We start from the raw sequence: 24,662 nt of genomic DNA on the forward strand, positions 1-24,662 counted from the left end.
ATAGGCTTGCGCAGTCCGACACTGGCGCGGCGCCCGGTGGCGCCGCCAATGCACAACACATCCGGAAAACCGAACGTGCCAATCATTCTCCTGGGGCTGGCGTTACTGGCTGCCTTTGTCTACGGCGTCGTGCAGCTCTACCTGAAGGTAGCCGCCGCTTACGGCGCGATCGCCGGCACCGCCGCAGTGGTTGCGCTGCTTGCCGCCCTGACCGCGCTGGCCGTGCGCTGGCTGCAACGCTATCGGGCCATCCACGGCAAGCGTGTCAACGGCGAGCGAGTGCTCGCGCTGACCGGAGACTGGGGTAGCCTGAGGCTCGACGCCGAGCGCAAGAACGGTGTCCTGGAGATGAATGGCCGGCGTGTCGTGCTGATCTTCGCCGATATCGGCGAGGCCCGCGCCGTTGCCGCCGATGGCAAGTGGCACATTGCGCTGACGCTGCACCACCACACGCCCGCAGACTGGAAGATCCCCGTCGCGGACGGCAGCACCGCCAACCGCTGGAGCAAGATCTTCACGCTGGCGGCAGCGCAGAAACTCTAGAAATCGCTGTTATCTTCACAAGGAGCCTCCGCATGACTCGATCGAACCGCCAATTGAAGCGACTGACCACCGCCAGTGCTGTCGCGCTCGTCGCCATGGTGGCCGGTTGCGCGTCGCAACCGCCGGCAGAACCGATTCCGAACCCGGGCCCCCAGGGTGGCCGTGGCACGCCGGAAGGTTGCCAGGCCGACAAGCTGGGCGACGAGGCGCTGATCGGCAAGACCGAAGCCGAGGCCGCCGCCCTGCTCAAGGGATGTGCCTGGCGCTTTGGCAGCCGCGATGGCCAGAGCCTGCCGGCCACGATGGACTACAACCCGCAGCGCCGGTCCATCGACGTGGTGGGCGGCAAGGTCACCGCCGTTCGTCGGGGCTAGCTTCGCGGATGCCTTGGCGGCTAACCTCGCCGCCAGGGCAGTACCGCATCGGGTACCGCGGCCGCTACTTCGAACGGCTGCGGTCCGCGCCGTACGTATCCATGATGATCATCGTGCGGTCCAGCACCCCGTTGTCGTCGAAGTAGGCGCTGAAATGCGCAGGCACGTAGCCGGGCAGGTACATGCGGTACGACCACGCCTCGCGCTTCATCAACGGGTAGTACTGAATTGGCTCGCGCGGCATGCCCCAACGCTCCATAACGTCCCGCTTGGTCCAGGTATTGGGCTGTGCCTTGTAGATTTCGGCCTCGGTCAGCATCTGCCGGAACGCGATCAGCTTGCCCGACCCATCGAAATCGGCCGCGTAGACGTCATACCCATAGGGCTGTTTCGAGTAGATCCAGCGCAGCGTGCCGTCGGCAAGCTGATGCGTCTCGGTGGGCTTGCCAAATGTATCGCTCACGGCCGACTGCGGACTCCCGATCATCTTCTGCCCGGTCTCCACGGGTTGCAGCGACGCACATGCGCTCAAGACCAGGGCGGCGATCCCCATCCAGACGGGTAAACGAAGTTGCATGGTTGGCTCCGGTATCGGTGAGACTCTCGTGCCCAGCATACTCCACTTGGACTGCTTGAGCGCGTATCTCGCCTGCTACGTAAACACCGAAGCACCAGGGTTTATTCCGCAAGAGCATAGCCCGTATTGCCCGTCATGCCCGTGCCGGGCGCATCGGCACGCGCGCGATCGTCCGATCGTCAATCGGCCAGTGCAGCGCGGCGGCGATCACGCCCAGTGCCATCGCCCCCATCCAGACCAGGTCATAGGACCGCGTCAGCTCGAACACCACCCCACCCAGCCACACGCCCAGAAACGAGCCAAGCTGGTGGCCGAAGAAGACGAAGCCGAACAGCGTGGTGATGTAGCGCACGCCGAACACCTGGGAGACGATGCCGCTGGTCAGCGGCACCGTACCGAGCCACAGGAAGCCCATCACCGCTGCGAACGCATACAGGCTCATCGAGCTCAGGGGCAGCAGCACGAACAGGGCCATTGCCGACGTACGCGCCAGATAGATGCCGGCCAGCAGGTACTTCCGCGTATGTCGCCCGCCCAGCCAGCCGAACACATAGGTGCCGAAGATATTGGCCAGCGCGATGATGGCCAGCGCGGCCATGCCGTCAGCGGGCTGCATCCCCTTGTCACGCAGGTAGGCGGGCAGATGGTTGGCGATAAAGGCCAATTGGAAGCCACATGCCAGGAAGCCGAGGTTGAGCAGCCAGAAGCCCGAGTGGCTGAAAGCCTCGCGGATGGCGGCCAGCATCGGCATCGGTGGCTGGCCGCCGGTAGCAGCATCGGATGCCGGCGCGCGATCGCGGAACGGCAACGCGAACGGGATCAACACCGCCGCGCATACCGCCAGCACCATCAGCGCGTTCGTCCAGCCGGTGAACGACAACAGCGCCTGCGCGGACGGCACCATCAGGAACTGGCCGATGCCACCGATCGCCCCGGCGATGCCCAGCGTGCGGCTGCGGTCCTCTGGCGGCACCATGCGGCTCAGCGCGCCATAGACCACGCCGAACGTCGTCCCAGACTGCGCCACGCCGATGCAAACCCCGGCGACCAGCATGAATGCCGGCGCGCTCGTGATCACCGCCATCCCGTAGAGGCCCAGCGCGTACAGCACCAGACCGGCCAGCATCACCTTCCAGGAGCCGAACCGGTCGGCCACCATGCCAGTGAATGGTTGCGCGATGCCCCAGGTCAGGTTTTGCACGGCCATGGCCAAGCCAATCGACTCACGCGTCCAGCCTCGGTCGCCGATGATCGGCAGCAGGAACAGCCCTTGCACGTGCCGCGCGCCCAGCGCCAGCCCCATGACCAGCCCGCCGGCCAGCAACAGGAAGACGGTATCGCGCCACCATGGCGCCGGGGCCGCGGGCTGCGATGCGGCACGAGTATGGGAGCGGGGAGCGTCGGTCATGCTGTCGGTCGGATGAAGGCGTTGAATGTCCTCCATTTCATGCGCACCGGTGCGGCGGTTCAACCGACATTTCGGGCGTTTTGTCATGCGCTGAACGCATGGCAAGAGACGGCGAGCCATGCTGTAATGGTGCCATTCGCCCCTGCCACAGCCATACGCCCCCGTCATGTCAGAACCGCTCGCCCGGTTGTTCTCCCTCGACCTGCTCAAGGGCTTCGTCGCCGTGGGCCGGCGCATGAGCATCACGCAAGCCGCCGAGGACCTCTGCCTGACCCAGTCAGCCGTCAGCCGCCAGGTCCGGGCGCTCGAAGAGCAGCTTCAAGTCCGGCTGTTTATCCGGCGGCACCGGGGAGTCGCGTTCACGCCAGAGGGCGAGCGGCTGTTCCGCAGCGCCGACGGCGCCTTGCTGCAACTGCAAAACGTGGCGGCGGAGCTTCGCAAGCGCGATGGCCGACAACCCGTGACGGTAACGGCCAGCATTGGCGTGGCGGGCCTCTGGCTGTTGCCGCGACTGGGCTCGCTGCAGCGCCAGTACCCGGGCCTGGACGTGCGCCTGTCCGCCAACAACCAGATCAGCGATCTGCGTGCCGATGGCATCGATCTGGCGATCCGCTATTGCCCGGCATCGGCGGCGCCGCCCCTTGCCGTCCATCTGTTCGACGAGACCATCGCCCCGGTGGCGAACCCCTCGGTGGGCGCACACCGCGTAGCGACGCCCGAGGCGCTGGCGGAACTGCCGTTGATCGAATTCGACGATCCACGCCCATGGCTGCACTGGCGTAACTGGCTCGGCGCGCAAGGCTACCGCCAGGCCAGCCGCCGCGGCATCCTGCGCTTCAACCAGTACGACCAGGTGATCCATGCAGCGCTGGCCGGGCAAGGCGTGGCGCTTGGCCGCCTCGAACTGATCCAGTCGTGGATCGACGGCGGCCAGCTTGTGGTTGCCGCGACTGGTGGTGCGGCCATGCCCAGCCCCAACGCCTTCTGGCTGATTCACGCCAGGGAGCAACCACGCGAGGACGTCCGGCGCGTGGCGGAATGGATCCGGAGTAAAGCCGCCGGCATAGCCGCAACCGGTGGCGCCAGCCACTCACCCCCTGCGCGCCCGACCCCTACTTTGGTGGGGCAAGCAAACCCGCCATCAAGAAACGGGCGTCTGATCCGATAAGATGGTCGTCGGTCGCCGGATGGCGTCCAGCGTGTAGATGTGGAGCCACCATGGACCCCCTTTCGTTCGAGTTCGTGACTGTCGAGGAAGCCAAGAAGGTACTCGACGGGAATATGCCGCCTGCCGCGCGGACCGACTGGACCGAGATGCGCCAGCCCTCGGATGCCATGGAACAGACGCTGACACCCGAAGCACTCAGATGGCTCGCCCAGTTGCCGCGTGAAATCCGGCCGCTCGAACTGTTCCACACCTATCCGCGCATCGCCAATCAGTTGGCCAGGCTGGCCGCCCCGGCCGCCGTATCGGCATTCCTCGCCGACCTGCTGATCGACAAGCGTGGCGACCGGCAGGGCTTTCCGGGCGGTATCGCGCCGGAGCTTTCGAAGCTTCAGGAGCATCTGCTGCAATTGCTCCAGCCCCCCGACGCCACCGCCTGACACACCACGGATCCCCTCGGCTACAGCTCATCCTCCAGCGGCAGGAGTCCCAGAAAGTCGATGCCGATGTGCTGCCACACGCTCATGCCGGGCTCCTTGTCGGTGGTGACTTCCTTGCCCTGCTCCATCGTTGTCCACGTCAGGCCTTCCTGACCCGCTGCATCGGTACGCACCCCAATGCGCCACGCGATCTCGGGCAGCCGCTTGTCCACGTCGGACACGAACCAGGCAGCCAGCGTGGGGCTGTCGAGCACGACCCCCATCTCGGTATTGAGCCGGCTCGATCGCGGGTCCAGGTTCGGGGAGCCCACGAACAGGAACCGCCGGTCGACGACATAGGCCTTGGCATGGAGGGTTGCGCGGCTCGATGCGAAGGTGCGAGCGTGTCTGCCACGATCTTGCGTCAATCCGGTACTGGCGGTGGGCTTGAGTTCGTACAGTTCGATTCCGGCGTGGAGCAGCGCCAGACGGCGTGGCGCGTAGCCGGCATGGACCGCGGAAACATCCGTGGCCGCAAACGAGTTGGTCAGCACCCGCACCTTGACGCCACGTTTGGCGATGGCGGCCAACCATTTCTCGGTGTCATCGTCTGGCACAAAGTACGGCGAGATCAGCACCAGTTCGGTCTGCGCCGCCTCCATCAGCGCCCGCAGGCGGGGAATTGCGTGTGTCGACGCATCGTCGGGATCGTTCTCGATCTTGTCAGGCGAGTCGGCAATCACGCGCGCGCTGCCGACGTGACCCGGCAGATGACCCACTTCGATGCCGCGCGCCAGCCCCGAGTCCAGCAGTTCCTGCACGAAGGGACTGGCACGAGCCACGTCCCCCTTTGCCTCGACTTCCTTGCGAAAGCGTCGCAGTTCCTCAGGTGCCTCCTTGCCCTCGGGCACCAGCGCGGCCACCGGATACGCGCTCTCGCTGTTCCAGTACTGGTCGAACACCTTGCTGGCGGCCTGCACGACGGGCCCGGCGACCATCACATCCAGGTCGCTGAAATCGACGTCGGGTCGGGCCGAGAAATACGCGTCTCCGATATTGCGGCCACCGACCACGCCCACGAGGTTGTCCGCCACCATCAGCTTGTTGTGCATGCGCCGGTCCAGGCGGCCGAAATCGACCATCATCTCGGCCCAGCGCGCGGAGCGGTTGGCAAACGGGTTGAACAACCGGGTCTCGATGTTCGGATGGGCGTCGAGCGCCGCCCAGAGCTTGTCCTGATTGGTGGAATGCAGGTCGTCGATCAGCAGACGCACCCGCACGCCACGGTCGGCGGCATCGATCAACTCGCCAAGCAGGGCGCTGCCCGTGGTATCTGCATCAAATAAGTAGTACTGGAGATCGAGCGTCTTGCGCGCCGCGCGCGCCAACGCCATGCGGACCGCCAGCGCATCGGGCCCAGAACCCAGCGGATAGAAGATCGATTGACCCGGATTCCGCGCCAGCCGTGGTGCCAGGGAACTGGCCAGCAACGTATCGCTGGTATCGGTCGACGCGTAGCTCGGCGTGCGGTCAGGATGCGCTGGCAAACTGGCGCACCCTGCCAGTACCAGGATGCAGGCCGACAGACAGGCCAGCAGAAATCGGGGGCCAACGCTCGCACTCCGTTGTTGCAACGCCTGCGCCATGGCGGCCCCCAGGTGGTTGGTTCACTGCTGCGCTACGTTCTTCCGCACCGGCTCGCGATAGTAGCCACGCACGATCTGCTGCGCTACCGGCAGTCTGGCGCTGACCGGGGCCGGAAACCGCACGATCGCGTCGAAGCGGTCCACGTCCACCGGCTCGAACAGCACGCGCGGCTCGAACTGCGACAGGTCGACGAACCGCATGTCGCCATAGCGCCGCAGCGTCCGGCCAGCTTCTTCCATGAAGTCCTCGCAAGCCTGCCGCGCCACCTTGATCAGGCGCGCCTCGACATCCTCGGGGTCCACACCCACCTCCAGCGGAATGCGCACGGTATCGAGCGTGTAGGCACCGGCCTGGGAATGGTTGCGCACCGCCGTGGTCAGCAACATGCTGTTGGGCACCTGCACGGTGAAGCCTGTGTAATGACGCGCCGGGGCTACCTCCACCAACGTGGTCGACATCACATCCATATCGATGACCTCGCCGCCGAACGGCCCGATTTCCACCAGATCGCCCAATTGGAACGGTCGCGTGACCATGCGCATAAACGCACCCAGGAAGCACATCACCAGTTCCTTGCCGACCAACAGCAGCGCCGCGGCAAACGCGGCCAGTGAGATCGCCACGCTTTTCAGTTCAGATACCCAGATGCCAAGCAGTAGCAGGAAGGTCACCGCCGCGACGAAGTTGCGCGATGCCACGGTCCAGGCGCGATAGCTGCCGCGATTGTCGGCCTGCAGGCGGGCCGAGAAAAAGCGGTTGATCAGCTTGACCACCATCGTGCCCACGAGGACCACGAACAGGCTGGTGACCACGTTGATCACGATGCTGTCGTTGGCGTTGAAATGCATGGTCATTCGTCCCGGGTTCGCGCCGCCCCAAGTCGCCTGTCACGCACAAAGCGGTGGCAGGGCGCGCCTGTCCTGGGGAATTTTAGTCACACGGCACCGCCCTGCACCAGCGTATTCCATCCGGTTTTGTGTGCCGGGCCCGTCCCGCTGCCCCGAGGCGCGATGCAGAACATCAAAACTGAATCGTCGAACGGGGGCAGAATCGCCCGCGCCTGCCGCCGCTGCGCGGTGCCATTCACAAGGATCGAGATGATGTTGAAGCCTACCCGTCGCTGGTAAACGCGCCGCAGTAAGCGCGCCGGGTCAGGAGGCTGGCGCCGCGGAAGATTGCCAGCCGAGGCCCAGCGACTTCTGCAGCGAGACGAAATCCTTGAGCAGATCCGCATCGCCCGAGATGCGGCTCTGTTGGGCCACCACTCGCGTGCGTTCGACATCGAGCCATTCGAGCATGCTTGCCGTGCCGGCGCGGTAGCGCTGCTGCTGCAGCGTCGAGGCGCGTTCCGCGGATGCTTCCACGCGACGCAGCACAACCACGTGCTCGCGCTGATGGCCGTAGCGCGACAATGCGACATCGGCATCGCGCAGTGCCTTCAGCACCACGCTCTCGTAGCTGGCCTCCGCTTCGTCGCGCCCGCCCTCGGCGCCCTCGACTCCTGCGGCCACACGGCCGAAATCGAGGATATTCCATTGCAGGCGCGGCAGCGTCATCCACGTGCCATTTTCCTTGCGCGCGAGGTGACTGGGGTCCGTCGCCGCGAAGCCCAGCGAGCCGAGCAGCGACAGCTTCGGAAACCAGTCCGCCTTGCGCACGCCGATCTGCGCCGTGCTCGATGCCAGACGCCGTTCGGCGGCACGGATATCGGGACGTGATTTCAGCAGCGCGCCCGGATCGCCAACGGCGACGGTTTCCGGCACGCCGGGCAACGGCTTCGGCGCCGATAGCTCCGCGTCGAGCGTCCCCGGCGAGCGGCCAGTCAGCATCGCAAGCTGGTCCAGCGATTCGGCGATGCTGGCTTGCACCGGCGACATCTGCGCGCGCGTGTTGTCGAGTTGCGTCATCAGCCGCTCCACCTCAAGCTGCGATGCCACGCCGCGTGCGCGACGCTGCTGCGTCAGCTCGAACATCTCCGCTTCGAGTTGCTCGGACGACGTCAGGTGCGCAAGGCTTTCCTGCTGCTCGCGCAGTGTGATGTAGGCCTGTGCCACTTCGGCAGCCAATTGCACGTGGGCATCGGCCAGTTGCGCATCGGCGGCATCGGCTTCGGCCGACGCAGCTTCGATCGAACGACGCGTGCCACCGAACAGGTCGATCTCCCAGCTTGCGTCGAAGGCTGCGATATAGAGCGACAACGGCCCGCGCCCGGCATTCGACGAGCCCTGGCCCGACAGCGCGGACAGGTTCGGCGAGCGCGTGCGCAACGTGGCCGCATCGACGGCAACCGTCGGGAACAGGTTGGCCTTGTTTCCGGCCAGTCCGGCACGTGCCTGTCGCACGCGCGCGCGCGCCACGCGGATATCAGGGCTTTGCTTCAACGCCGATTCGATCAGTCCATCGAGTTGCGTGTCGCCCAGCGCGTGCCACCAGTCGGCTACACGTGGCGTCTGGCTGTCGGTGCCTTCCCCGGCGCGGGGAAATTTTCCGGTGTCGATCGCGTTGCCAGCCACCTGCGGCGCGCCGCGATAGTCGGGGCCAACGGTGCAGCCCGCGGCGAACATCGCCGCCGCAAGCGTCAGCAAGGTGGCACGAAAGGAAACAGACATGATCAGTGACCGGTGGAAATAGGTGCGCCCGGACGGGGCGGTTTCAGCAGCAGGGCCAGCGGCACACAGAACAGCAGGGCCACGCCGAGCGCGAAGAAGGTTTCGGAGAACGTCATCACAGCCGCCTGGCGGGCAATCTGGCCACTCAGCTGGGCAATCGCCTGCAACTGGGCATGAGCATAGTCGCCGCCCTGGGCCATGAAACTCGCGATGCTCGACGTCATGTGCTCCTGACCGATCGCGCTGTTAGCGGTCACCGATTCGCGGATCACCGAGTCGTGATAGGCATTGCGCCGGTCGATCAGCGTGCCGAGCAGCGCGAGGCCAATCGAACCGCCAAGGTTGCGCGCCATGTTGTACAGGCCCGCGGCATCGCCCGCTTCGTGCGTGGCCACGGCGGCCATCGATGCCTGATTCAGCGGCATCATCGCCAGGATCTGGCCGAAGCCCCGCAGGATCTGCGATGCGTAGAAGTCATGGCCAACGCTGTCGACGGTCAGGCCGATATCGAGCATGCAACTGGCGAAGAAGCACACCAGCCCCGAGATGACCAGCCAGCGGCTGTCGAACTTGCCGAGCATACGCGGCAGCACGGGCATCAGCAGAAACGCGGGCAGGCCCGACAGCAGCATGATGCCGCCCGCCTGCTCAGCGTTGTAGCCGGCGATCGTCGCCAGGAACTGCGGCAGCAGGTAGGACACGCCGTACACCCCGGCGCCCACCGTGGTCACGATCAGGATCACGCTTGCGTAGTTCTTGTTCAGCAGCAGGCGCAGACGCACGATCGGCTGCTTCGCCGTAAGCTGCCCGACAAGCATCAGTGCCAGGCCGCCCGCCGCCAGCAGCGACAGATAGACAATCAGGTGTGACTCGAACCATTGCTCGCGCTGGCCTTCCTCGAGCACCACGGTCAGGGAGCTGAGACCCACCGCAAGGCCAACGATGCCGAGCCAGTCGGCCTTGAAGAATGCGTTGAAATCCGCGCGCTCGGATTTCAGCCCGAAGTACAGCAGAGGTACCAGCACCGCCGTGATCGGCAGATTGAGGAAGAAGCACCAGCGCCAGTTGACGTTCTCGGCCAGCCACCCGCCCACTACCGGGCCGAGCAGGGGCCCGAGCAACACGATCAGGCCGAACATCGACATCCCGATCGGCATCTGGTGCCGGGGCAGCCGCGTCCGCACGATGGTCTGCGCAGTCGGAATCATCGCGCCACCGGCAAACCCCTGGCCGATACGGCCGACCACCATTTGGGTCAGGCTATGCGACATGCCGCACATCATCGAGAACGCCGTGAACAGCAGCGCGTTCGACATCAGGAAGCGGCGCAGCCCGAACACGCGCGTCAGCCATGCCGTGAGCGGAATGATCACGATCTCGGCCATCAGATAGCCGGTAGAGATCCAGGTACCCTCGGTACCGGCCGCCCCGATCTGGCCCTGGATCTGCGGCAGCGCCGAATTCGTGATGGAGATATCAAGCGTGGCCAGGAGCGCCCCGAGGGAACCGGCGGCCACGGCAATCCAGTCCGCCGCGGAAGCGTTCGGCTCCCGCGCGATTGCCGCCGCTTCAGCCATGGGTGGCCTTGATGTCGGCCTGGGTCCTGGCGGGATGGAGCTCGCGCGTGTCGATGTCGACGACTACCGACAGGCCCGGCACCAGGATCGCGCGCGCTTCCGTCGGCACGTCCACATGAATCCGCACCGGCACGCGCTGGACGATCTTGGTGAAGTTGCCCGTGGCATTCTGTGCGGGCAGCAGGGCAAACTGCGAGCCGGTACCGGGCGACAGGCTATCGACCACACCATGCAGTTCCTCACCGGGTAGTGCGTCGACGTGGAGCGTCACCGGCTGGCCTGGGCGCATGCGGCCCACCTGCGTTTCCTTGAAATTGGCGGTCAGATAGAGGTCCTGTACCGGCACCACGGTCAGCAGACGCATGCCGGGCTGGGCGAACTGGCCGACGCGCACACCCTTGTCGGCAACACGCCCGGCCGTGGTGGATCGCACCACGGTGTCATCGAGATTGAGCTTTGCCTGACGCGCGCTGGCCTGGGCCACGTCGAGCTGCGCATGCGCCTGCTCGAGCCGCGCCTTCAGCGTCACCGTCTGGCTTTGTTCCACCCGCAAGGCAGCCTCGTTGGCAGCCAGCGTGGTGGATGCGCGGGTCTGCGCATTGCGCAGCTCGGCCGTGCGCTCTTCCGTTTCGGCGCCCGATTTCACCAGTGGCGCATAGCGTTCCACCTGCGATGCCGCATAGCGCGAATTGGCTCGCGCGCCATCCACTTCCGCGGCAGCCTGCGCGATCCTCGCCTGCTGCTGCGCGAGATCGGCTTCCGCGCGCGTCACGTCGGCCTGCCGCGAAGCCACGGTCGCCTGCGACTCGTCATAGGCTGCCTGGTACTGACGATTGTCGAGCCGCACCAGTTCCTGACCCGCCTGGATCTGCTGGTTGTCACGCACGTAGACCTCGGCCACGTAGCCGTTGACCTTGGGTGCCACCGTCACGCTGTCGGCCTGGATATAGGCGTCATCGGTGCTTTCGATGAAGCGGCCATAGATCCACCAGCGCACACCGTACGCCAGAGCAAGCGCGAGAAGCAGCAAACCGGCGCCGAGCAGGATCTGCTTGCGGCGCGAAGTGCGGTCGGGAACGGCAGATTCTGGCGCGACGCCGGCTGGCGACGCCGTTGCGGCGGAGTGGGTGGCGGACATGGGGACGCGGGGACTTCGAAGTCGGAATGGCTCAGCAATTATTCCACTTGGTAAAAATCTGTCAACTGGTATATTTCTGTCTGAATTCAGCGACAAGGACTTCCGACATGGCGCGACACAGGCCTGCGGCCGAAGGCGGTTACCAGCGTGGCGAAGAGACTCGTGCCCGTATCATCGATGCGGCGCTGCGGCTGTTCGGCACACATGGCTTTGACGGCGCTTCCACCCGCGACATCGCGCGCGAAGCCGGGGTGAACGCCCCGGCACTCCAGTACTACTTCGATAACAAGGAAGGGGTCTACCTCGCATGCATCGACTACTTCGTCGAGCGGGTGTGGTCGCTACTGGAGGAAGTTGTGGGCCGGGCGGAAGCCGTGGTGGCCCGGGAAGATGCCAGTGATGCAGAACTGATCGACGCCTACCTGGCGCTGCAGGCGCGCTTCATGGCCTTTCTATATGAGGGCCCCGACACCGAGCACTGGCGTCAGTTCATGGCGCGTGAACGTGCGGGACTCGGTCCCCCGGCGGCATTCGACCGCTTCGATGCCGGCATCAACCACCGGCTGTTCTCGCTGACCACGCATATCGTTGGGCGCCTGACCGGGCAGCCGGCCACGGCGGAATCCACACGTATCCGCACCATCGCCATCGACAGCCAGGTGGCATCGTTCAAGGTGATGCGGCGTCATATTCTCAAGGCGCTGAACTGGCAGGGCTATGGTGAAGCCGAGACGCAACGCGTGCAGGATGTGATGCACGACCAGACACGGACCCTGCTCGAGGGCTTGGTCGCCCAACGCGACAGGTGAGTTGGCATAACTAGAGCAAACGCTCTAATCATGTCGCGCCGGGCGATAGTTTGACGCAATTTTCTGTTTTAAATTAGGCGCTTAGACGTCATCACCAGCTTCGGTTACCCCGTAGTCACTCACCATCTTTAGCAGAAATATGATTGTGCTTCGAAGAAAGCCCTTGCTTATCTATCTAGTAGTAGATAATATTTGGCTCATGGACGACGCGATGCAGCAAAGCAGTCCGCAGCACCAAGCCGATCCACGCAACACCAAGTCGTTTGTCAGTACCGGGAGGCGGTCTTTTTTTTAGCCCTGGCTACCTATCTAGCAGTAGATAGCAACAGCGCCCAAACCAAGACCCCTGAGATTCGCAGCACAGAACACCGGCCCCGCGACCCACACACCAAGATCGCCCGGCCGTTCGCAAGGAGAGCAATCATGAACGCCAAGACCATCCTGACCGCCGCCGCACTCGCCGCCGCTTTCGTCACTGGCGCCGCCCAAGCCGCCCCCGCCGCCCAGAAGGCCGGCGAAGTCTACGGCTACAGCTATCGCGTGAACGACCAGCGCAGCGCCTTCACCGACGGCGCACGCGTCGGCAAGACCGACCCGTACACCGATGGCGCAAAGGTCGGCAAGGCTGACCCGTTCACCGATGGCGCCAAGGTCGGCAAGTTCGATCCGTACACCGACGGTGCCCGCATCGTCGCCGGTCTGGACCGCACCGGTGTCTCGAGCGAACCCGCCCGCAAGGTTGATCCGTACCTCGACGGCGCCAAGGTCGGCAAGTTCGACCCGTACACCGACGGCGCACGCATGGTCGCCGGCCTGGATCGCACCGGTGTCTCGAGCGAACCGGCCCGCAAGGTCGATCCGTACTACGACGGTGCCCGTGCCGGCAAGTTCGACCCGTACACCGAAGGCGCAAACGCCTGAGCCCCGCCCCATGCTGGCGGTAGTTGAAAAGAAGTAACCGGAGTCGCATCAGGGCCACTGTTCTGGCCGGCTCCGGTTGCTGCCCCGGAGTCCATCATGAGCTTCAAGAACAGTGCCCTGATCCTGAGTGGATGGCTGGCCGTCACAGCCGCCACCGGCGCCGCCGCCGCGATCGTGGTCCAGACGCTACCTGTCTGAACCCGACACCCAACACTAATAACTGCGCCCCCGCAGCAAGTTGAAGAAAGCCATCAGTGCGCAATCCAGCGCGGCGTGAATGCACTCAGCCATGCGTTCACGCCGCGTTGGCATTTGCGCGCACCATGGCGCAAGCATCAAACCGCCGTATATAGTCTGCCCATCACTCGCGAACTCCCGGCGAACGATGCCAGACACGCCAATTAATTACCTTCTTGCAGTCGGACTCACGGCCGGCCTGACCGTTATCTGCGTCGGCCTGCACTATGAAGCACTTCGGCTAATCTCCTCGATTCACCCCAAGCGCCTCAGCGGCAAACTCAGCATTGCCGTAATGATCCTGCTGATCATCGTCACGCATTGCGTTGAAGCCGTGGTTTTCAGCGGCGGTTACTGGCTCGGCACCGAGTTGCTTGGCATCGGCCGCCTGTCGGGCATGCAAGAGCACGGCCCCGCGGCGTATATCTACTTCTCCCTCGAAACCTTCACCACCCAAAGCATCGGCGACATCGTCCCGATCGGCCAGCTGCGTCTGCTGGCTGCCGTACAGCCGCTGGTGGGCCTGATTCTGATAGGCTGGTCCACATCGTTCACATTCCTGATCATGCGGCGCGACTGGCAATGGGACGACGAGCGCGGCGCCAGAAATTGACGGCTGACAACGGACGGCTAACCGGGGAGGGCTGGTCGCCGGCCGCCACGTCGGCCACAATGGCCATCGGGTTTCAGCAAAATGATGACTTTGCGTCATCCGCACGTCCGCCAGCGCCGTTACACCGGTTTTGCATCGCACCTTCCCCCATGGGAGGTGCCAGAAGAAACGGAGTGATTACTTGTCGACGAATTCGGATTACCAGGCTGGTGTGGCACATGGCCGGTACCCGCGCGCCCTGATACTGTGGCTCGCCACGGCGATGTTCGCGCTGGTGGCCTTGCTGGCCGCGCCGCGAGCCCACGCCCAGACGCCGGCCCCGCTGGCCGAGTGGCAGTACTCGGTAGGCGTGCCGCTGGAAAAGCTGTTCGAGGGGCCCCCGCCCGACTGGACGGTTCGCCTGGGCATGGCAGCCCGCATCAGCCCGTATTACGACGGCACCGGCAACTACTATCCGCTGGCGGGCCCCGCGATCGACATCCGGTATCGCGATCAAGGCTTCCTGTCCACTGGCGAAGGCCTTGGCTGGAACATCGTCCACTCCGACCATTGGCGCGCCGGTATTGCGCTGACCTATGACTTCGGCCGACGCGAAAAGCACGACCACGACCATCTGGCCGGACTCGGCAACATCGGGATGGCGGTCGAGTCGAAGCTGTTCGCGGAGTACGTGGTCTCGAAGGAGTTTCCGCTTGTGATTCGCGCGAACGCGCGGCGCCAGTTCGGGGGTGCCAACGGGTGGCTGGGCGACCTCGGCGCGTATATGCCGCTGCCGGGCAGTTCGGACAAGTTCGCCTGGTTCGCGGGTCCGACCATGACGGTCGCGGATTCGGCCTACATGAGTCGCTGGTACGGTGTCACGGCGGAGCAATCGGCGCGTTCAGGACTGCCCCAGTACCATGCCGGCGCCGGCATCCGCTCATACGGCGGGGGGGTATCCGCGATGTGGTTCTTCGGCAAGCACTGGTTCGCCACGGCCGATTTCGGCATCGCGGCGCTCGTCGGCGATGCGCGCAACAGCCCGGTCGTATCTCACTCGGCCAACATGACCGGCGATATTTCGATCATGTACGAGTTCTGACCCAATAGCTGCCGATCAGGCGGTCACTCGGCCGGCCGCCGCAGATAGCTCTCCACCACGCGGCGCAGGCCTGGCAGCTTCCCCGTGAAGAAGTGTCCGGCGCCCGGCACCACGACCACCGGCAGTTCCTGCGGTCGCGCCCAGTCGAAGACATTCACCAGCGGTACCCGCTCATCGCGCTCTCCGTGCACGACCAGTGCGTGGGCGGGGACCGTCGGCGTGTCATAGGACAGCGTGTCGGACAACGCGCCAGCGGGCATTCCCGTCAGCATCAAGTGCGCGATCGACTCGCCTTCGGCGGTGAGCACCTCGGCTGCGCGCGTCTGGACGAAGGCGCCGAACGAGAATCCAGCCAATGCCAGCGGCAGCCCCGCATTCGCTGATTGCGCATACCGGATCACGGCCAGCACATCGTCCGTTTCGCCGTTCCCTTCGTCGTACTCCCCTTCGCTCTGGCCAACGCCGCGATAGTTCGGCCGCAACGCCAGGAAACCATGCGCCTGCAGGATGCGCGCAAGCAGTTGGGGAATCTTGTGTTCGGCGTTACCGCCCTGGGACGGATGCGGATGCGCCACCACGGCAACGCCGATCGTCGCAGCGGCCGGCGTATCGACGAGAACTTCGATCTGACCGGCGGGTCCGGCGATGAACTGGCGAGTGGTAGCAGGTACGGGGAGGGGCGAGGACATGGGAACGGCGACTTGCTGGCTGGGGGCGGGCGTTACGGTTGCTGGCATACGAATGCACGCGCAGCATACCCGCAGCAGCCCCCCGGCGGCAACGCCTGCCGCCGTCCCACACCTGGCTGCCGATTCTCAATGCTGGCTGTCCGCCTTGATGACGGACGCAACTTCCTGCCGCCTGACGCTGACCACATCGTCAAGCTCGAGCCCCTCCGCGACGACGAGCATCTCGGTGCCCCGGCTGATGGCGTAGATCACGCCGTACCATAAATCCGGCCCCGCCGCGGCGTTCAGCCGGATGCTGAACTCCGTGACCAGATCCTGACTGAAGACGGTCACCAGGTCGCCAACCTCGGGCATGGCGGCCTCCTCCGCCAGTGGAAATTCCCGGGCTGCCACCGTCAGTGGCGTCTGCGCGATGCCGCGCGCAAACCTCGCTTGCATGTCATCTCCTGCGCATGATTTTCACCTTGTAAGGATAGGAACGCAGCCTGAAAAGGCACGGTAAACCTGCCACGGGGAGGACTCAGGTCGAGCACGCGTCGCATTTGAACGGGCCGCGCCCGGCCAGCGCCTCACGATTCAATGGCGCCGGGTTCCTCATGTGCCTGCTGCCCATCGAGCTTCGCTTCGCGGCGCGCCAGCCTGGCCGATAGCCGGTACTGGCACACGAACAGCGCAATCAGGGCGATCAACGCAATGGCGGCAAGACCAAAACGGTAGACGATCCACATGGTGCGGCATGGTCGTAGTTGTCCTGCTTTCAGCCTATTCAGCCTGCCGTCCAGACACTGCAAAGAATCGACTGATACACGTCAATTTCCTGTCAATGCCGAGCACAGAATTTGACCTGATCCGAAAAATGCGAGAAAGCGGAGCCCTTCCCAGACGTAAACCACTTAATGGCCCGCTCGAAAAGTCTGTGCACTATCGCGGCCATTGATCAATACGATATGACTTGAACGACCCCTTCTGCGATAGTTGACTGCAACTCCTGCCGGCGAGTCAGTTCCCCGGCGCCCTCGGTGACGCGGCCACGAGCCGCGGCAATTCCGTCCCACAAATGTCCAGACGCGACCCTTCCGGATCGCACGACTGCATCAAGGAATGACTATGAATAAGCTCACGACCGCATTTGGCGCGCCCGTTGTCGATAACCAGAACGTTCAGACCGCCGGGCCGCGTGGCCCCGCCCTGCTCCAGGATGTCTGGTTCCTCGAAAAGCTTGCCCACTTCGACCGTGAAGTGATTCCGGAACGCCGCATGCACGCCAAGGGCGCCGGCGCTTACGGCACGTTCACGGTCACGCATGACATCACCAAGTACACGCGCGCGAACCTGTTCTCACAGGTTGGCAAGAAAACCGACCTGTTCCTGCGCTTCTCGTCGGTGGCCGGCGAGCGCGGCGCGGCCGATGCGGAACGCGACATCCGCGGCTTTGCGATCAAGTTCTACACCGAGGAAGGCAACTGGGACCTGGTGGGCAACAACACCCCGGTTTTCTTCCTGCGCGACCCCCTGAAGTTCCCCGACCTGAACCACGCCGTGAAGCGCGACCCGCGCACGGGCATGCGTAGCGCCGAAAGCAACTGGGACTTCTGGACCGGCCTGCCCGAAGCCCTGCACCAGGTCACGATCGTGATGAGTGACCGGGGTATCCCGCGCACCTGGCGTCATATGCACGGGTTCGGCAGCCATACCTACAGCTTCATCAACGCCAACATGGAGCGTTTCTGGGTGAAGTTCCACTTCGTCACCCAGCAGGGCATCCAGAACCTGACTGACGAGGAAGCTGCGGAGATCACGGGCCAGGACCGCGAATATCACCAGCGCGATCTGTTTGAATCAATCGAACGTGGCAATTTCCCGCGCTGGAAGCTCTGCGTGCAGATCATGCCGGAAGCCGAAGCCAGCAAGGTCCCCTACCACCCGTTCGACCTGACCAAAATCTGGCCGAAGAAGGACTACCCGCTGATCGAAGTCGGCGTGCTGGAACTGAACCGCAATCCGGACAACTTCTTCGCCGAAGTCGAACAGGCATCGTTCGCGCCGTCGACGATCGTCCCTGGCGTCGGTTTCTCGCCCGACAAGATGTTGCAGGGCCGTCTATTCTCGTACGGCGACGCCGCGCGCTATCGCGTCGGCGTGAATCATCACCAGATTCCGGTGAACTCGCCGAAAGCCGCGAAGTACGTCAACAGCTATCACCGCGACGGCACGATGCGCGTCGACGGCAACCGGGGGGCCGCCATCGGCTATGAGCCCAATACGAAGGGCGAGTGGGCCGAGCAACCCGACTTCCGCGAACCGCCGCTGACGCTGGAAGGCACTGCCGACCACTGGAACCATCGCGAGGACGGCGACTACTTCTCGCAGGTCGGCGCGTTGTTCCGCCTGATGTCGCCGACGCAGCAGCAGGCGCTGTTCGACAACACGGCCCGCTCGATCAAGGGTGTGTCGAAACACATCCAGCAGACCCACATCAAGCATTGCACGGCGGCTGACCCCGCCTATGGTGCGGGTGTCGCGGCTGCTATCGAGATGATCGAGGCCAAGTAAGTCCCCACTACCCATGCCTCTCCCGCCCCCGGGAGAGGCATGGGCGGAACGACTCAGCAAATCCCGAACAAACCGTCCGAGACAGGAAAATGATGATGGAACAGCCTCAAGCCACGATGTCCGCGGAAGATGAAGCGCGCATGATCGCCGCGCTGGGCCAGGTGTTCGATCTCGCGCGCAATGGCGACGCCGTGGCGCTCGCGGCGCTGATCGAACGCGGTATGCCACCGAACCTGCGTAATGAGAAGGGCGACACCCTCGTCATGCTGGCCGCCTACCATGGCCATGCGAACGCGCTGCGCACGCTGCTGGAAGTCGGCGCTTCGCCGGACATTCGCAATGCGATGGGTCAGACGCCGATCGCCGGAGCCGCCTACAAGGGCTACACCGAAATCGTCGAAATCCTGCTCGAGCATGGTGCCGACGTCGAAGGTGCCTCGCCTGACGGCCGCACGGCGCTGATGACCGCCGCAATGTTCCAGCGCACGGATATCGTCGACATACTCAAGGCGCATGGCGCCGACCCCAACGCACGCGACAACCGCGGCATGACCGCAGCCGATGCGGCGGCTTTCATGGCCGGCCGGCACGGTAGCACCCATTGACGGGCCGCCCCTCTCCGCCGAGCGAGAGGAGGACCGCCTTGATTCCACCTCAGCGCATTACCCGCGTCCCACGAACGGCATCTTGGTCGCCATGACGGTCATGAACTGCACATTGGTTTCCAGCGGCAGATTGGCCATATGCAGTACCGAGCTGGCAACGTGGGCCACATCCATCAACGGCTCCGGGCGGATCTCGCCGTTGGCCTGCGGCACGCCACGCGCCATGCGGTTGGCCATGTCGGTACCCGCGTTGCCAATATCGATCTGACCACAGGCGATGTCCCAGGGACGGCCATCGAGCGACAGGCTCTTGGTCAGCCCGGTAATCGCATGCTTGGTGGCCGTGTAGGCCACGGAATTCGGCCGTGGCGCGTGGGCCGAGATCGACCCGTTGTTGATGATGCGGCCACCACGCGGGTCCTGCGATTTCATCAGCGCGAACGCGCCGCGCGCGCACAAGAAGGCGCCGGTCAGGTTGGTGTCTACCACCGCCTTCCACTGCTCGACTGACAGTTCGTCGATGCTGACGCCCGGCGCGTTGATGCCTGCGTTATTGAACAGTACATCGAGCCGGCCGAAGCGTTCGCGGATCTTGCCGAACAAAGCGTCGACCGAGGCGGCATCACTCACATCGCACTGCACGGCCAGCGCGGTCTGGCCCGCAGCCGTAGCTTGCGCGGCCAGGGCTTCCAACGTTTCGGCGGTGCGCCCGGCCAGCACGACCTGATAACCGTCCGCGAGCATCGCCTGTGCCACTGCCTTGCCGATACCGCGCGCCGCGCCCGTGACCAGTGCGACCTTTGCCTGCTTTGTCATGCTCGATGTCTCCAATGTCTTGTGGCTGGGAAGAGTGCCACCCCTGATTCTGCCCGAAAGAACCACAGTTGTACGACAACTTCTGGGCGGTCATCGGCCTCCCCTTCCATCATCGTGCGGCACCAACCACTTCCGCCCGCTCCGCCACGATGCGCAAGCGGTCAAAGTTCATATTGGCGCCCGATGTGATCGCGACCAGCGCCAGCGAGGCGTTGCCCGCCGTCGCCGCATACTGCTTGAGCCCCGCCACGGCCAGCGCGCCGGCCGGCTCCACCAGGCTGCGCGTGTCCTGGAAGATGTCCTTGATCGCCGCGCAGAGCGCATCGGTATCCACCGTCAGCACGCCATCGAGGTACTTCTGGCAAAGCCGAAACGTCTCTTCTCCGACGCGCTTGACCGCCGTGCCATCCGAGAACAATCCCACGGTATCGAGCGTGACCCGCTCGCCAGCGGCCAGCGAACGCGCCATGGCGCAGGAATCCTCCGTTTGCACGCCGATGACCTGGACTTCCGGCCGGACCGCCTTGACATATGCCGCCACGCCTGCTGCCAGGCTGCCACCGCCGATCGGCACGAACACGGCATCAAGCGGACCGCGATGCTGCCGCAGGATCTCCATGCCCACGGTTCCTTGCCCGGCGATGACGTCGGGATCGTCGAACGCCGGGATGAACGTCAGTCCGTGTTGTTGCTGCAGGGATAGCGCATGGTCGAAGGCATCGGAATAGGACTCGCCGGCCAGCACGACTTCCACCATCCCGCCACCGTGGGCACGCACCGCATCCACCTTCACCTGCGGCGCGGATTGCGGCACGACGATGATCGCCCGCACACCAAGCCGGGCCGCGGCCAGCGCCACGCCTTGCGCGTGATTGCCGGCTGAGGCCGTGATCACGCCACGGGCAAGCGCATCGGCCGGCAGGCTGGCCATCTTGTTGTAGGCGCCGCGCACCTTGAACGAAAACACGGGCTGATGATCTTCGCGCTTGAACCAGACACGGTGGCCGAGATGCGCGGACAAGGTCGGCGCCGCCTCCAGCGCGGTCTCCCGTGCCACATCGTAAACACGCGCGGTCAGGATGCGCCTCAGATAATCGTCGGCGTCGCTCCAGGCGTCGTGTGCCGTTTCAAACGGCTCGACATCGAACGACTGGCCTGGCGCAACGGCTTGGGGCACAGCAAGGGGATGGGTTAACGGCATGGCGACTCCATTCTTGAGGGGAAATCTCTGGAAATCCCTGGAGGCGGCCATAAAAAACCCGCCTCGTTGGGCGGGTTATTGATGTCTGTTTCGGACGCGCGCTAACCCACCATTCTCGGAATGGTGCGAATAATCGCGGCGATGCGGATGGCGAAACTGGACATGGGAATGAGTGTCACGGATTTCCCACGACTATGTCAATCCCGACACAAGCCTGGCCTTCAACTGGCAATACGCGTGTTGTAGCCGTGCCCACTGGCGTCAGCCCCCTCCCGCGCCACACTCAGCCCGATGTCGGCTCGTATTAGAATCGCCGATGTCATTCGTATGACGGCGGCAGCACCAGAGGTCATGTTCCGGGCACGGGTTAGCCACGGACTGGCGTTGCCGCGGGTATCCAACCCTACAGATCACAAGAAACCAACCGATATCAGCCATGCGCCCATTGGGCTCAGGGTTGAAAGATACATGACCGCGTTCGCATTCGATGTTGCTCTGGCACCGGAGCCTGCCGATCGCAGGCGGCCCGATGCCGGCCCTGCCTACGGCGAGGCCCTGGCGTTGCTGGAGGCTTCCGGCGCGCTGGCCATGCGCGTGGACATGCAGGGACGCATTCTCGAAGCGACTGAAGCCACCGCCGAACTACTGGTCTATCCGCGCGAATACCTGCTGCGCACCTCGATCCTCGACATCATCGCGCTGGAGTCCCGCGAACGCGTGGCCATGCTGCTGACGTGCTGCGCGCAGGACCAGACCATGCGCCGCGAGCGCGTGCGCGTGGCCGGCGGTATCGGCGGGCCCAACTGGCTCGACCTGCGCGTGAGCTACCACCGCGATGCCGACGATGCGCCGAGCCTGCTGCTGTTCGGCCAAGACATTACGCATTGGGTGGAGTCGGAGCGAGACCTGACCGAGCGTGCCTTCCTGGACCCGTTGACCGGTGTCGGCAACCGCGCCTACATCGGCAAGCGGATCGAGGAATACACGTCCGGCCGCCGCGCGGGCCAGCCGTTCGCGGTTGCCCTGATGGATCTGGACGGCTTCAAGAACGTCAACGACTCGCTCGGCCACGAATTTGGCGACGCGCTGCTCAAGGAAGTGGGCACGCGCCTGCAGGACACTGTCCGCACGCGCCAAAGCGTGGCGCGGCTGGGTGGCGACGAATTCGTGCTGATGCTCGATGACATGGAGTCAGAGGCGGACGCCATCCGCATCCTCGAACGCGTGATCCATGTCTGCCGCCAGCCCTTCCTGCTGGGCGGCTGCCAGGTGCGCATCACCACCAGCATCGGCCTGGCCTTCTCGAACGGTTCGGCGCAATCGGAGTCGCAATGGCTACGCCGCGCGGACCTGGCGATGTACGAGGCGAAGGCGCTCGGCAAGAACCGTTACTGCATCTACTCGCCCGAACTGGACCGCCGCCTGGACGAACAGTTCCAGATCGAACAGAGCATGTTCGAAGCGGTGCAGAACGGAGAATTCCTGCTGCACTACCAGCCGATCGTCTGGCCCGGAAGCGGTGAAGTCTGCGCCGTGGAAGCACTGATGCGCTGGGAGCACGCAGGCCGCGATATCCGGCCCGATGTGTTCATTCCCGTCGCCGAGAAGAACGGTCTGATCAAACACCTTGGCGCGTGGGCGCTGCGCTGCGCCTGCGCGCAGCTTGCCGCCTGGGATGCGCTGGGTATCCATGTAGGCCATATGTCGGTCAACGTGTCAGCCGTGCAGTTCCTGCATCCGGGTTTCTTCGACAGTGTCCGCAATGCGATCCAGGAATCGGGCATCGGCGCCGACCGGCTACTGCTGGAAATCACCGAAAGCGCGCTGATGACCGATCCGAAGGCCGCCGAGGAACTGCTCCTTTCGCTGCGTGCGCTCGGCATCCGCTTCGCCGTCGATGATTTCGGCACCGGCTATTCGAGCCTGTCGTACCTGCGCCGCTTTCCGCTGTCGGCCCTTAAGGTCGACCGCAGCTTCGTCGCCGACATGGTCGATTCACCGCACGCGCGGACCATCGTGTCGGCCGTGCTGTCGCTGGCACGCGAACTCGGTCTCGTCGCCATTGCCGAGGGCGTGGAAACCGATGCCCAAAACAAGCTGTTGGCCGCGCAGGGCTGCAACCTTGTGCAGGGATGGCGCTTTGCACGTGCCGTCGCCGCCGCCGATTTCGAGAGCGCCGTCACCGACGGCAGGTTCGTGGTCGGCGAGGGCGAAGTCTTCGCGCCACGGGTGTCCTGATGTCCAAGTCCGATTTCTTCGAGACCCTGTGGGCACGGATGGCGCAGCAGGGAGACTTCCCGACGCTTCAGTACTGTGTCGACAACATCTTCAAGACGCTCAACGCCGACCTCACCGTCGGCGAGATGGCCACAAGCGTGCTGTCGGATTTCAGCCTGTCGCAGAAGGTGATCCGGCTCGCCAACTCGGCCATGTACCGATCGTTCGGCGGCGAGGTGACCACCGTCTCGCGCGCGATCCTGGTGCTGGGCGTGGAGGCGATCAGCCACCTGACGCTCGGCATCCAGCTGCTCGACTATTTCCACGGCGTGGCGCCAAATCGTCCGCAGGCCACGCGCGCGTTGCAACGCGCGCTGGTGGCCGGCGAGATCACGCGGGCGCTGAGCCAGGCACGCGGCATCAACGAGGGCGAGGAAGCCGTCGTCTGCACGCTGATGCACCATATGAGCCGGCTGCTCATCGTGTTCTATTTCCCCGAAGAATGGGAACGCGTGGAGGCCATGTGCGCCGCGCATCCGATGACGGAGAACGAGGCCTGCCAGGAAGTGCTCGGTGTGTCGATGGTGGAGATCGCCGAGGCGGCCGCGCGCAAATGGCGGCTCCCGGGCCTGATCGCGCACGCAATGAAGCCGCGCGCGCTGTCCACGGATACCGTACTGGAAACCCATGCCGACTGGCTCGCCGCGATCGCGCAGGTCTCCGCACAGGCCGCGGCCACGATGGTGCGCGACGGCAATCAGGCATCGGTCGAAGCCTTGCTGCTGTCGCACGCGAAGGTGCTCGGCCTGGACGCCAGCGACGTCTCCGTGGCCGTGCGCCAGGCCGAGGTGCTCAATGCGTCGATTGTCGAATCCGAATCGCCGGCGCAGGATGCCACAACACTTGCCCACGGCGCGCGCCCGGATAACGTCCTGGAGCGACTGCGGCAAGGCATCGCCGAGGTGCAGCGCGAAGGCGCGGGCCGGACGGTATCGCAACTGGCACCGATGGTGCTGGAATCGTCGATGCGCGCGCTGGACTTCTCGCGCTGTTTCCTGATGATGCTGAACCCCTCGACACGGCACTTTCACGCGCGGCTGGGCTTCGGCGAGGGAATGCGTGAAAGGCTGTCCGCGCTGTCCTTCGAGGAAGGCTTCGTGCCCGATGTGTTCCACTTTGCCGCGCTGGCGTCCAAGCCGCTGCTGGTGGAGGACACGACCGACGCCGAAGTGGCGCGCCGTCTGCCACGGTGGTATCGCGATGCGATTCCGGACGCGCGGTCGATCCTGCTGGCGCCGGTGAGAATCCGCAATCGCTGCATCGCCATGGTCTATGGTGACTGGGGCACCGCCCGCGCGCCCGCCGGTCTGGGCGAGGCCGAGCTCGAGACCGTCGATGAGCTGATGCGCGAAATCGCCGCAGGCGTGCTGCGCGCGGCGCCTGCGCAATCGCCCTCGCGCTGA

General features: G+C 64.6%; 23 protein-coding genes and 1 pseudogene. 12 read left to right on the top strand and 12 right to left on the bottom strand.

The genetic code is table 11. From position 1 onward, the window contains the following. Positions 1 to 75 precede the first annotated feature (75 nt). Entirely contained in the window at positions 76 to 543 is a 468-nt protein-coding gene (locus WD006_RS19655; protein WP_008649524.1) for a hypothetical protein, read from the top strand. Between the two features lie 32 nt (positions 544 to 575). Further along, positions 576 to 917: a hypothetical protein gene (locus WD006_RS19660; RefSeq protein ID WP_008649522.1), complete on the top strand. Its 342-nt coding sequence runs from the start codon at positions 576 to 578 to the stop codon at positions 915 to 917. A 64-nt stretch (positions 918 to 981) separates the two neighbouring features. Here WD006_RS19660 and WD006_RS19665 read toward each other — a convergent pair whose 3' ends face one another. Then, positions 982 to 1,494 carry a hypothetical protein gene (locus tag WD006_RS19665; protein ID WP_011519992.1) on the bottom strand — a complete coding sequence of 171 codons (513 nt, stop codon included), beginning with the start codon at positions 1,492 to 1,494 and terminating at the stop codon, positions 982 to 984. Between the two features lie 133 nt (positions 1,495 to 1,627). After that, positions 1,628 to 2,902: an MFS transporter gene (locus tag WD006_RS19670; RefSeq protein WP_035821915.1), complete on the bottom strand. Its 1,275-nt coding sequence runs from the start codon at positions 2,900 to 2,902 to the stop codon at positions 1,628 to 1,630. Between the two features lie 166 nt (positions 2,903 to 3,068). On the opposite strand from WD006_RS19670, the gene WD006_RS19675 reads away from it, so the two are divergent. Both WD006_RS19675 and WD006_RS19680 read left to right on the top strand, forming a co-directional pair. Continuing rightward, positions 3,069 to 4,070: a LysR substrate-binding domain-containing protein gene (locus WD006_RS19675; protein ID WP_029308797.1), complete on the top strand. Its 1,002-nt coding sequence runs from the start codon at positions 3,069 to 3,071 to the stop codon at positions 4,068 to 4,070. 50 nt (positions 4,071 to 4,120) lie between these two features. Continuing rightward, entirely contained in the window at positions 4,121 to 4,507 is a 387-nt protein-coding gene (locus WD006_RS19680) for a hypothetical protein (RefSeq protein ID WP_011519995.1), read from the top strand. 20 nt (positions 4,508 to 4,527) lie between these two features. On the opposite strand, the gene WD006_RS19685 is transcribed toward WD006_RS19680, so the two are convergent. The 5 genes from WD006_RS19685 to WD006_RS19705 form a co-directional block, all read right to left on the bottom strand. Continuing rightward, complete coding sequence (locus WD006_RS19685; RefSeq protein ID WP_011519996.1) at positions 4,528 to 6,132, bottom strand: phospholipase D family protein; 1,605 nt, start codon at positions 6,130 to 6,132, stop codon at positions 4,528 to 4,530. Between the two features lie 21 nt (positions 6,133 to 6,153). Continuing rightward, positions 6,154 to 6,981 (bottom strand): mechanosensitive ion channel family protein, encoded by an 828-nt coding sequence (locus WD006_RS19690; RefSeq protein WP_011519997.1) that lies wholly within the window; start codon positions 6,979 to 6,981, stop codon positions 6,154 to 6,156. A gap of 303 nt (positions 6,982 to 7,284) precedes the next feature. Beyond that, on the bottom strand, positions 7,285 to 8,742 hold the full coding sequence (locus WD006_RS19695) for an efflux transporter outer membrane subunit (RefSeq protein WP_011519998.1): 1,458 nt from the start codon (positions 8,740 to 8,742) through the stop codon (positions 7,285 to 7,287). Positions 8,743 to 8,744: 2 nt separating this feature from the next. After that, positions 8,745 to 10,319, bottom strand: a complete 1,575-nt coding sequence (locus WD006_RS19700) for an MDR family MFS transporter (protein WP_011519999.1) — start codon at positions 10,317 to 10,319, stop codon at positions 8,745 to 8,747. Continuing rightward, entirely contained in the window at positions 10,312 to 11,457 is a 1,146-nt protein-coding gene (locus WD006_RS19705; protein ID WP_029308796.1) for an HlyD family secretion protein, read from the bottom strand. The genes WD006_RS19700 and WD006_RS19705 overlap by 8 nt, the downstream gene beginning before the upstream one ends. Positions 11,458 to 11,564: 107 nt before the next feature. Between WD006_RS19705 and WD006_RS19710 the strand changes: the two genes are divergently transcribed. The 4 genes from WD006_RS19710 (at position 11,565) to WD006_RS19725 (ending at position 15,118) form a co-directional block, all read left to right on the top strand. Then, positions 11,565 to 12,266 carry a CerR family C-terminal domain-containing protein gene (locus WD006_RS19710; RefSeq protein WP_011520001.1) on the top strand — a complete coding sequence of 234 codons (702 nt, stop codon included), beginning with the start codon at positions 11,565 to 11,567 and terminating at the stop codon, positions 12,264 to 12,266. Between the two features lie 423 nt (positions 12,267 to 12,689). Next, positions 12,690 to 13,187, top strand: coding sequence for a hypothetical protein (locus tag WD006_RS19715; RefSeq protein WP_011520002.1), 498 nt, complete (start codon positions 12,690 to 12,692; stop codon positions 13,185 to 13,187). A gap of 385 nt (positions 13,188 to 13,572) precedes the next feature. Further along, positions 13,573 to 14,037 carry an ion channel gene (locus WD006_RS19720; protein WP_029308795.1) on the top strand — a complete coding sequence of 155 codons (465 nt, stop codon included), beginning with the start codon at positions 13,573 to 13,575 and terminating at the stop codon, positions 14,035 to 14,037. A gap of 181 nt (positions 14,038 to 14,218) precedes the next feature. Next, the gene (locus WD006_RS19725; RefSeq protein WP_008642631.1) at positions 14,219 to 15,118 is read left to right on the top strand and encodes a MipA/OmpV family protein; all 900 of its coding nucleotides are present in this window, start codon (positions 14,219 to 14,221) and stop codon (positions 15,116 to 15,118) included. 23 nt (positions 15,119 to 15,141) lie between these two features. Here the strand turns inward: WD006_RS19725 and WD006_RS19730 are convergent, their stop codons facing one another. From WD006_RS19730 to WD006_RS19740, 3 genes are all read right to left on the bottom strand, one after another. Next, the gene (locus WD006_RS19730; RefSeq protein WP_029308794.1) at positions 15,142 to 15,807 is read right to left on the bottom strand and encodes an alpha/beta hydrolase; all 666 of its coding nucleotides are present in this window, start codon (positions 15,805 to 15,807) and stop codon (positions 15,142 to 15,144) included. Between the two features lie 126 nt (positions 15,808 to 15,933). After that, a complete protein-coding gene (locus WD006_RS19735) occupies positions 15,934 to 16,245 on the bottom strand; it encodes a hypothetical protein (protein ID WP_008642633.1) in 312 nt (103 codons plus the stop codon). Between the two features lie 131 nt (positions 16,246 to 16,376). After that, positions 16,377 to 16,535, bottom strand: a complete 159-nt coding sequence (locus WD006_RS19740; RefSeq protein ID WP_008642634.1) for a hypothetical protein — start codon at positions 16,533 to 16,535, stop codon at positions 16,377 to 16,379. 379 nt (positions 16,536 to 16,914) lie between these two features. Between WD006_RS19740 and WD006_RS19745 the strand changes: the two genes are divergently transcribed. After that, on the top strand, positions 16,915 to 18,360 hold the full coding sequence (locus WD006_RS19745; RefSeq protein WP_029308793.1) for a catalase: 1,446 nt from the start codon (positions 16,915 to 16,917) through the stop codon (positions 18,358 to 18,360). Between the two features lie 116 nt (positions 18,361 to 18,476). After that, on the top strand, positions 18,477 to 18,965 hold the full coding sequence (locus tag WD006_RS19750) for an ankyrin repeat domain-containing protein (RefSeq protein WP_085960520.1): 489 nt from the start codon (positions 18,477 to 18,479) through the stop codon (positions 18,963 to 18,965). Positions 18,966 to 19,022: 57 nt separating this feature from the next. Here WD006_RS19750 and WD006_RS19755 read toward each other — a convergent pair whose 3' ends face one another. Both WD006_RS19755 and ilvA read right to left on the bottom strand, forming a co-directional pair. Beyond that, positions 19,023 to 19,781, bottom strand: a complete 759-nt coding sequence (locus WD006_RS19755; protein ID WP_011520008.1) for an SDR family oxidoreductase — start codon at positions 19,779 to 19,781, stop codon at positions 19,023 to 19,025. Between the two features lie 112 nt (positions 19,782 to 19,893). Next, positions 19,894 to 20,982: pseudogene (ilvA, locus tag WD006_RS19760) on the bottom strand (threonine ammonia-lyase, biosynthetic); the annotation flags it as partial. Positions 20,983 to 21,450: 468 nt separating this feature from the next. Here ilvA and WD006_RS19765 point away from each other — a divergent pair. Together WD006_RS19765 and WD006_RS19770 are read left to right on the top strand one after the other, a co-directional pair. Next, on the top strand, positions 21,451 to 23,220 hold the full coding sequence (locus tag WD006_RS19765; protein ID WP_011520010.1) for a putative bifunctional diguanylate cyclase/phosphodiesterase: 1,770 nt from the start codon (positions 21,451 to 21,453) through the stop codon (positions 23,218 to 23,220). Further along, entirely contained in the window at positions 23,220 to 24,662 is a 1,443-nt protein-coding gene (locus tag WD006_RS19770) for an HDOD domain-containing protein (protein ID WP_011520011.1), read from the top strand. The genes WD006_RS19765 and WD006_RS19770 overlap by 1 nt, the downstream gene beginning before the upstream one ends.

This window comes from Cupriavidus sp. Met-2, assembly GCF_049843575.1.
GTDB lineage: Bacteria > Pseudomonadota > Gammaproteobacteria > Burkholderiales > Burkholderiaceae > Cupriavidus > Cupriavidus metallidurans.

Coding starts and splice junctions, on each gene's coding strand:
- WD006_RS19660 (WP_008649522.1), top strand. CDS start 576: ATGACTCGATCGAACCGCCAATTGAAGCGACTGACCACCGCCAGTGCT.
- WD006_RS19665 (WP_011519992.1), bottom strand. CDS start 1,494: ATGCAACTTCGTTTACCCGTCTGGATGGGGATCGCCGCCCTGGTCTTG.
- WD006_RS19670 (WP_035821915.1), bottom strand. CDS start 2,902: ATGACCGACGCTCCCCGCTCCCATACTCGTGCCGCATCGCAGCCCGCG.
- WD006_RS19675 (WP_029308797.1), top strand. CDS start 3,069: ATGTCAGAACCGCTCGCCCGGTTGTTCTCCCTCGACCTGCTCAAGGGC.
- WD006_RS19680 (WP_011519995.1), top strand. CDS start 4,121: ATGGACCCCCTTTCGTTCGAGTTCGTGACTGTCGAGGAAGCCAAGAAG.
- WD006_RS19685 (WP_011519996.1), bottom strand. CDS start 6,132: ATGGCGCAGGCGTTGCAACAACGGAGTGCGAGCGTTGGCCCCCGATTT.
- WD006_RS19690 (WP_011519997.1), bottom strand. CDS start 6,981: ATGCATTTCAACGCCAACGACAGCATCGTGATCAACGTGGTCACCAGC.
- WD006_RS19695 (WP_011519998.1), bottom strand. CDS start 8,742: ATGTCTGTTTCCTTTCGTGCCACCTTGCTGACGCTTGCGGCGGCGATG.
- WD006_RS19700 (WP_011519999.1), bottom strand. CDS start 10,319: ATGGCTGAAGCGGCGGCAATCGCGCGGGAGCCGAACGCTTCCGCGGCG.
- WD006_RS19705 (WP_029308796.1), bottom strand. CDS start 11,457: ATGTCCGCCACCCACTCCGCCGCAACGGCGTCGCCAGCCGGCGTCGCG.
- WD006_RS19710 (WP_011520001.1), top strand. CDS start 11,565: ATGGCGCGACACAGGCCTGCGGCCGAAGGCGGTTACCAGCGTGGCGAA.
- WD006_RS19715 (WP_011520002.1), top strand. CDS start 12,690: ATGAACGCCAAGACCATCCTGACCGCCGCCGCACTCGCCGCCGCTTTC.
- WD006_RS19720 (WP_029308795.1), top strand. CDS start 13,573: ATGCCAGACACGCCAATTAATTACCTTCTTGCAGTCGGACTCACGGCC.
- WD006_RS19730 (WP_029308794.1), bottom strand. CDS start 15,807: ATGTCCTCGCCCCTCCCCGTACCTGCTACCACTCGCCAGTTCATCGCC.
- WD006_RS19735 (WP_008642633.1), bottom strand. CDS start 16,245: ATGCAAGCGAGGTTTGCGCGCGGCATCGCGCAGACGCCACTGACGGTG.
- WD006_RS19740 (WP_008642634.1), bottom strand. CDS start 16,535: ATGTGGATCGTCTACCGTTTTGGTCTTGCCGCCATTGCGTTGATCGCC.
- WD006_RS19745 (WP_029308793.1), top strand. CDS start 16,915: ATGAATAAGCTCACGACCGCATTTGGCGCGCCCGTTGTCGATAACCAG.
- WD006_RS19750 (WP_085960520.1), top strand. CDS start 18,477: ATGTCCGCGGAAGATGAAGCGCGCATGATCGCCGCGCTGGGCCAGGTG.
- WD006_RS19755 (WP_011520008.1), bottom strand. CDS start 19,781: ATGACAAAGCAGGCAAAGGTCGCACTGGTCACGGGCGCGGCGCGCGGT.
- WD006_RS19765 (WP_011520010.1), top strand. CDS start 21,451: ATGACCGCGTTCGCATTCGATGTTGCTCTGGCACCGGAGCCTGCCGAT.
- WD006_RS19770 (WP_011520011.1), top strand. CDS start 23,220: ATGTCCAAGTCCGATTTCTTCGAGACCCTGTGGGCACGGATGGCGCAG.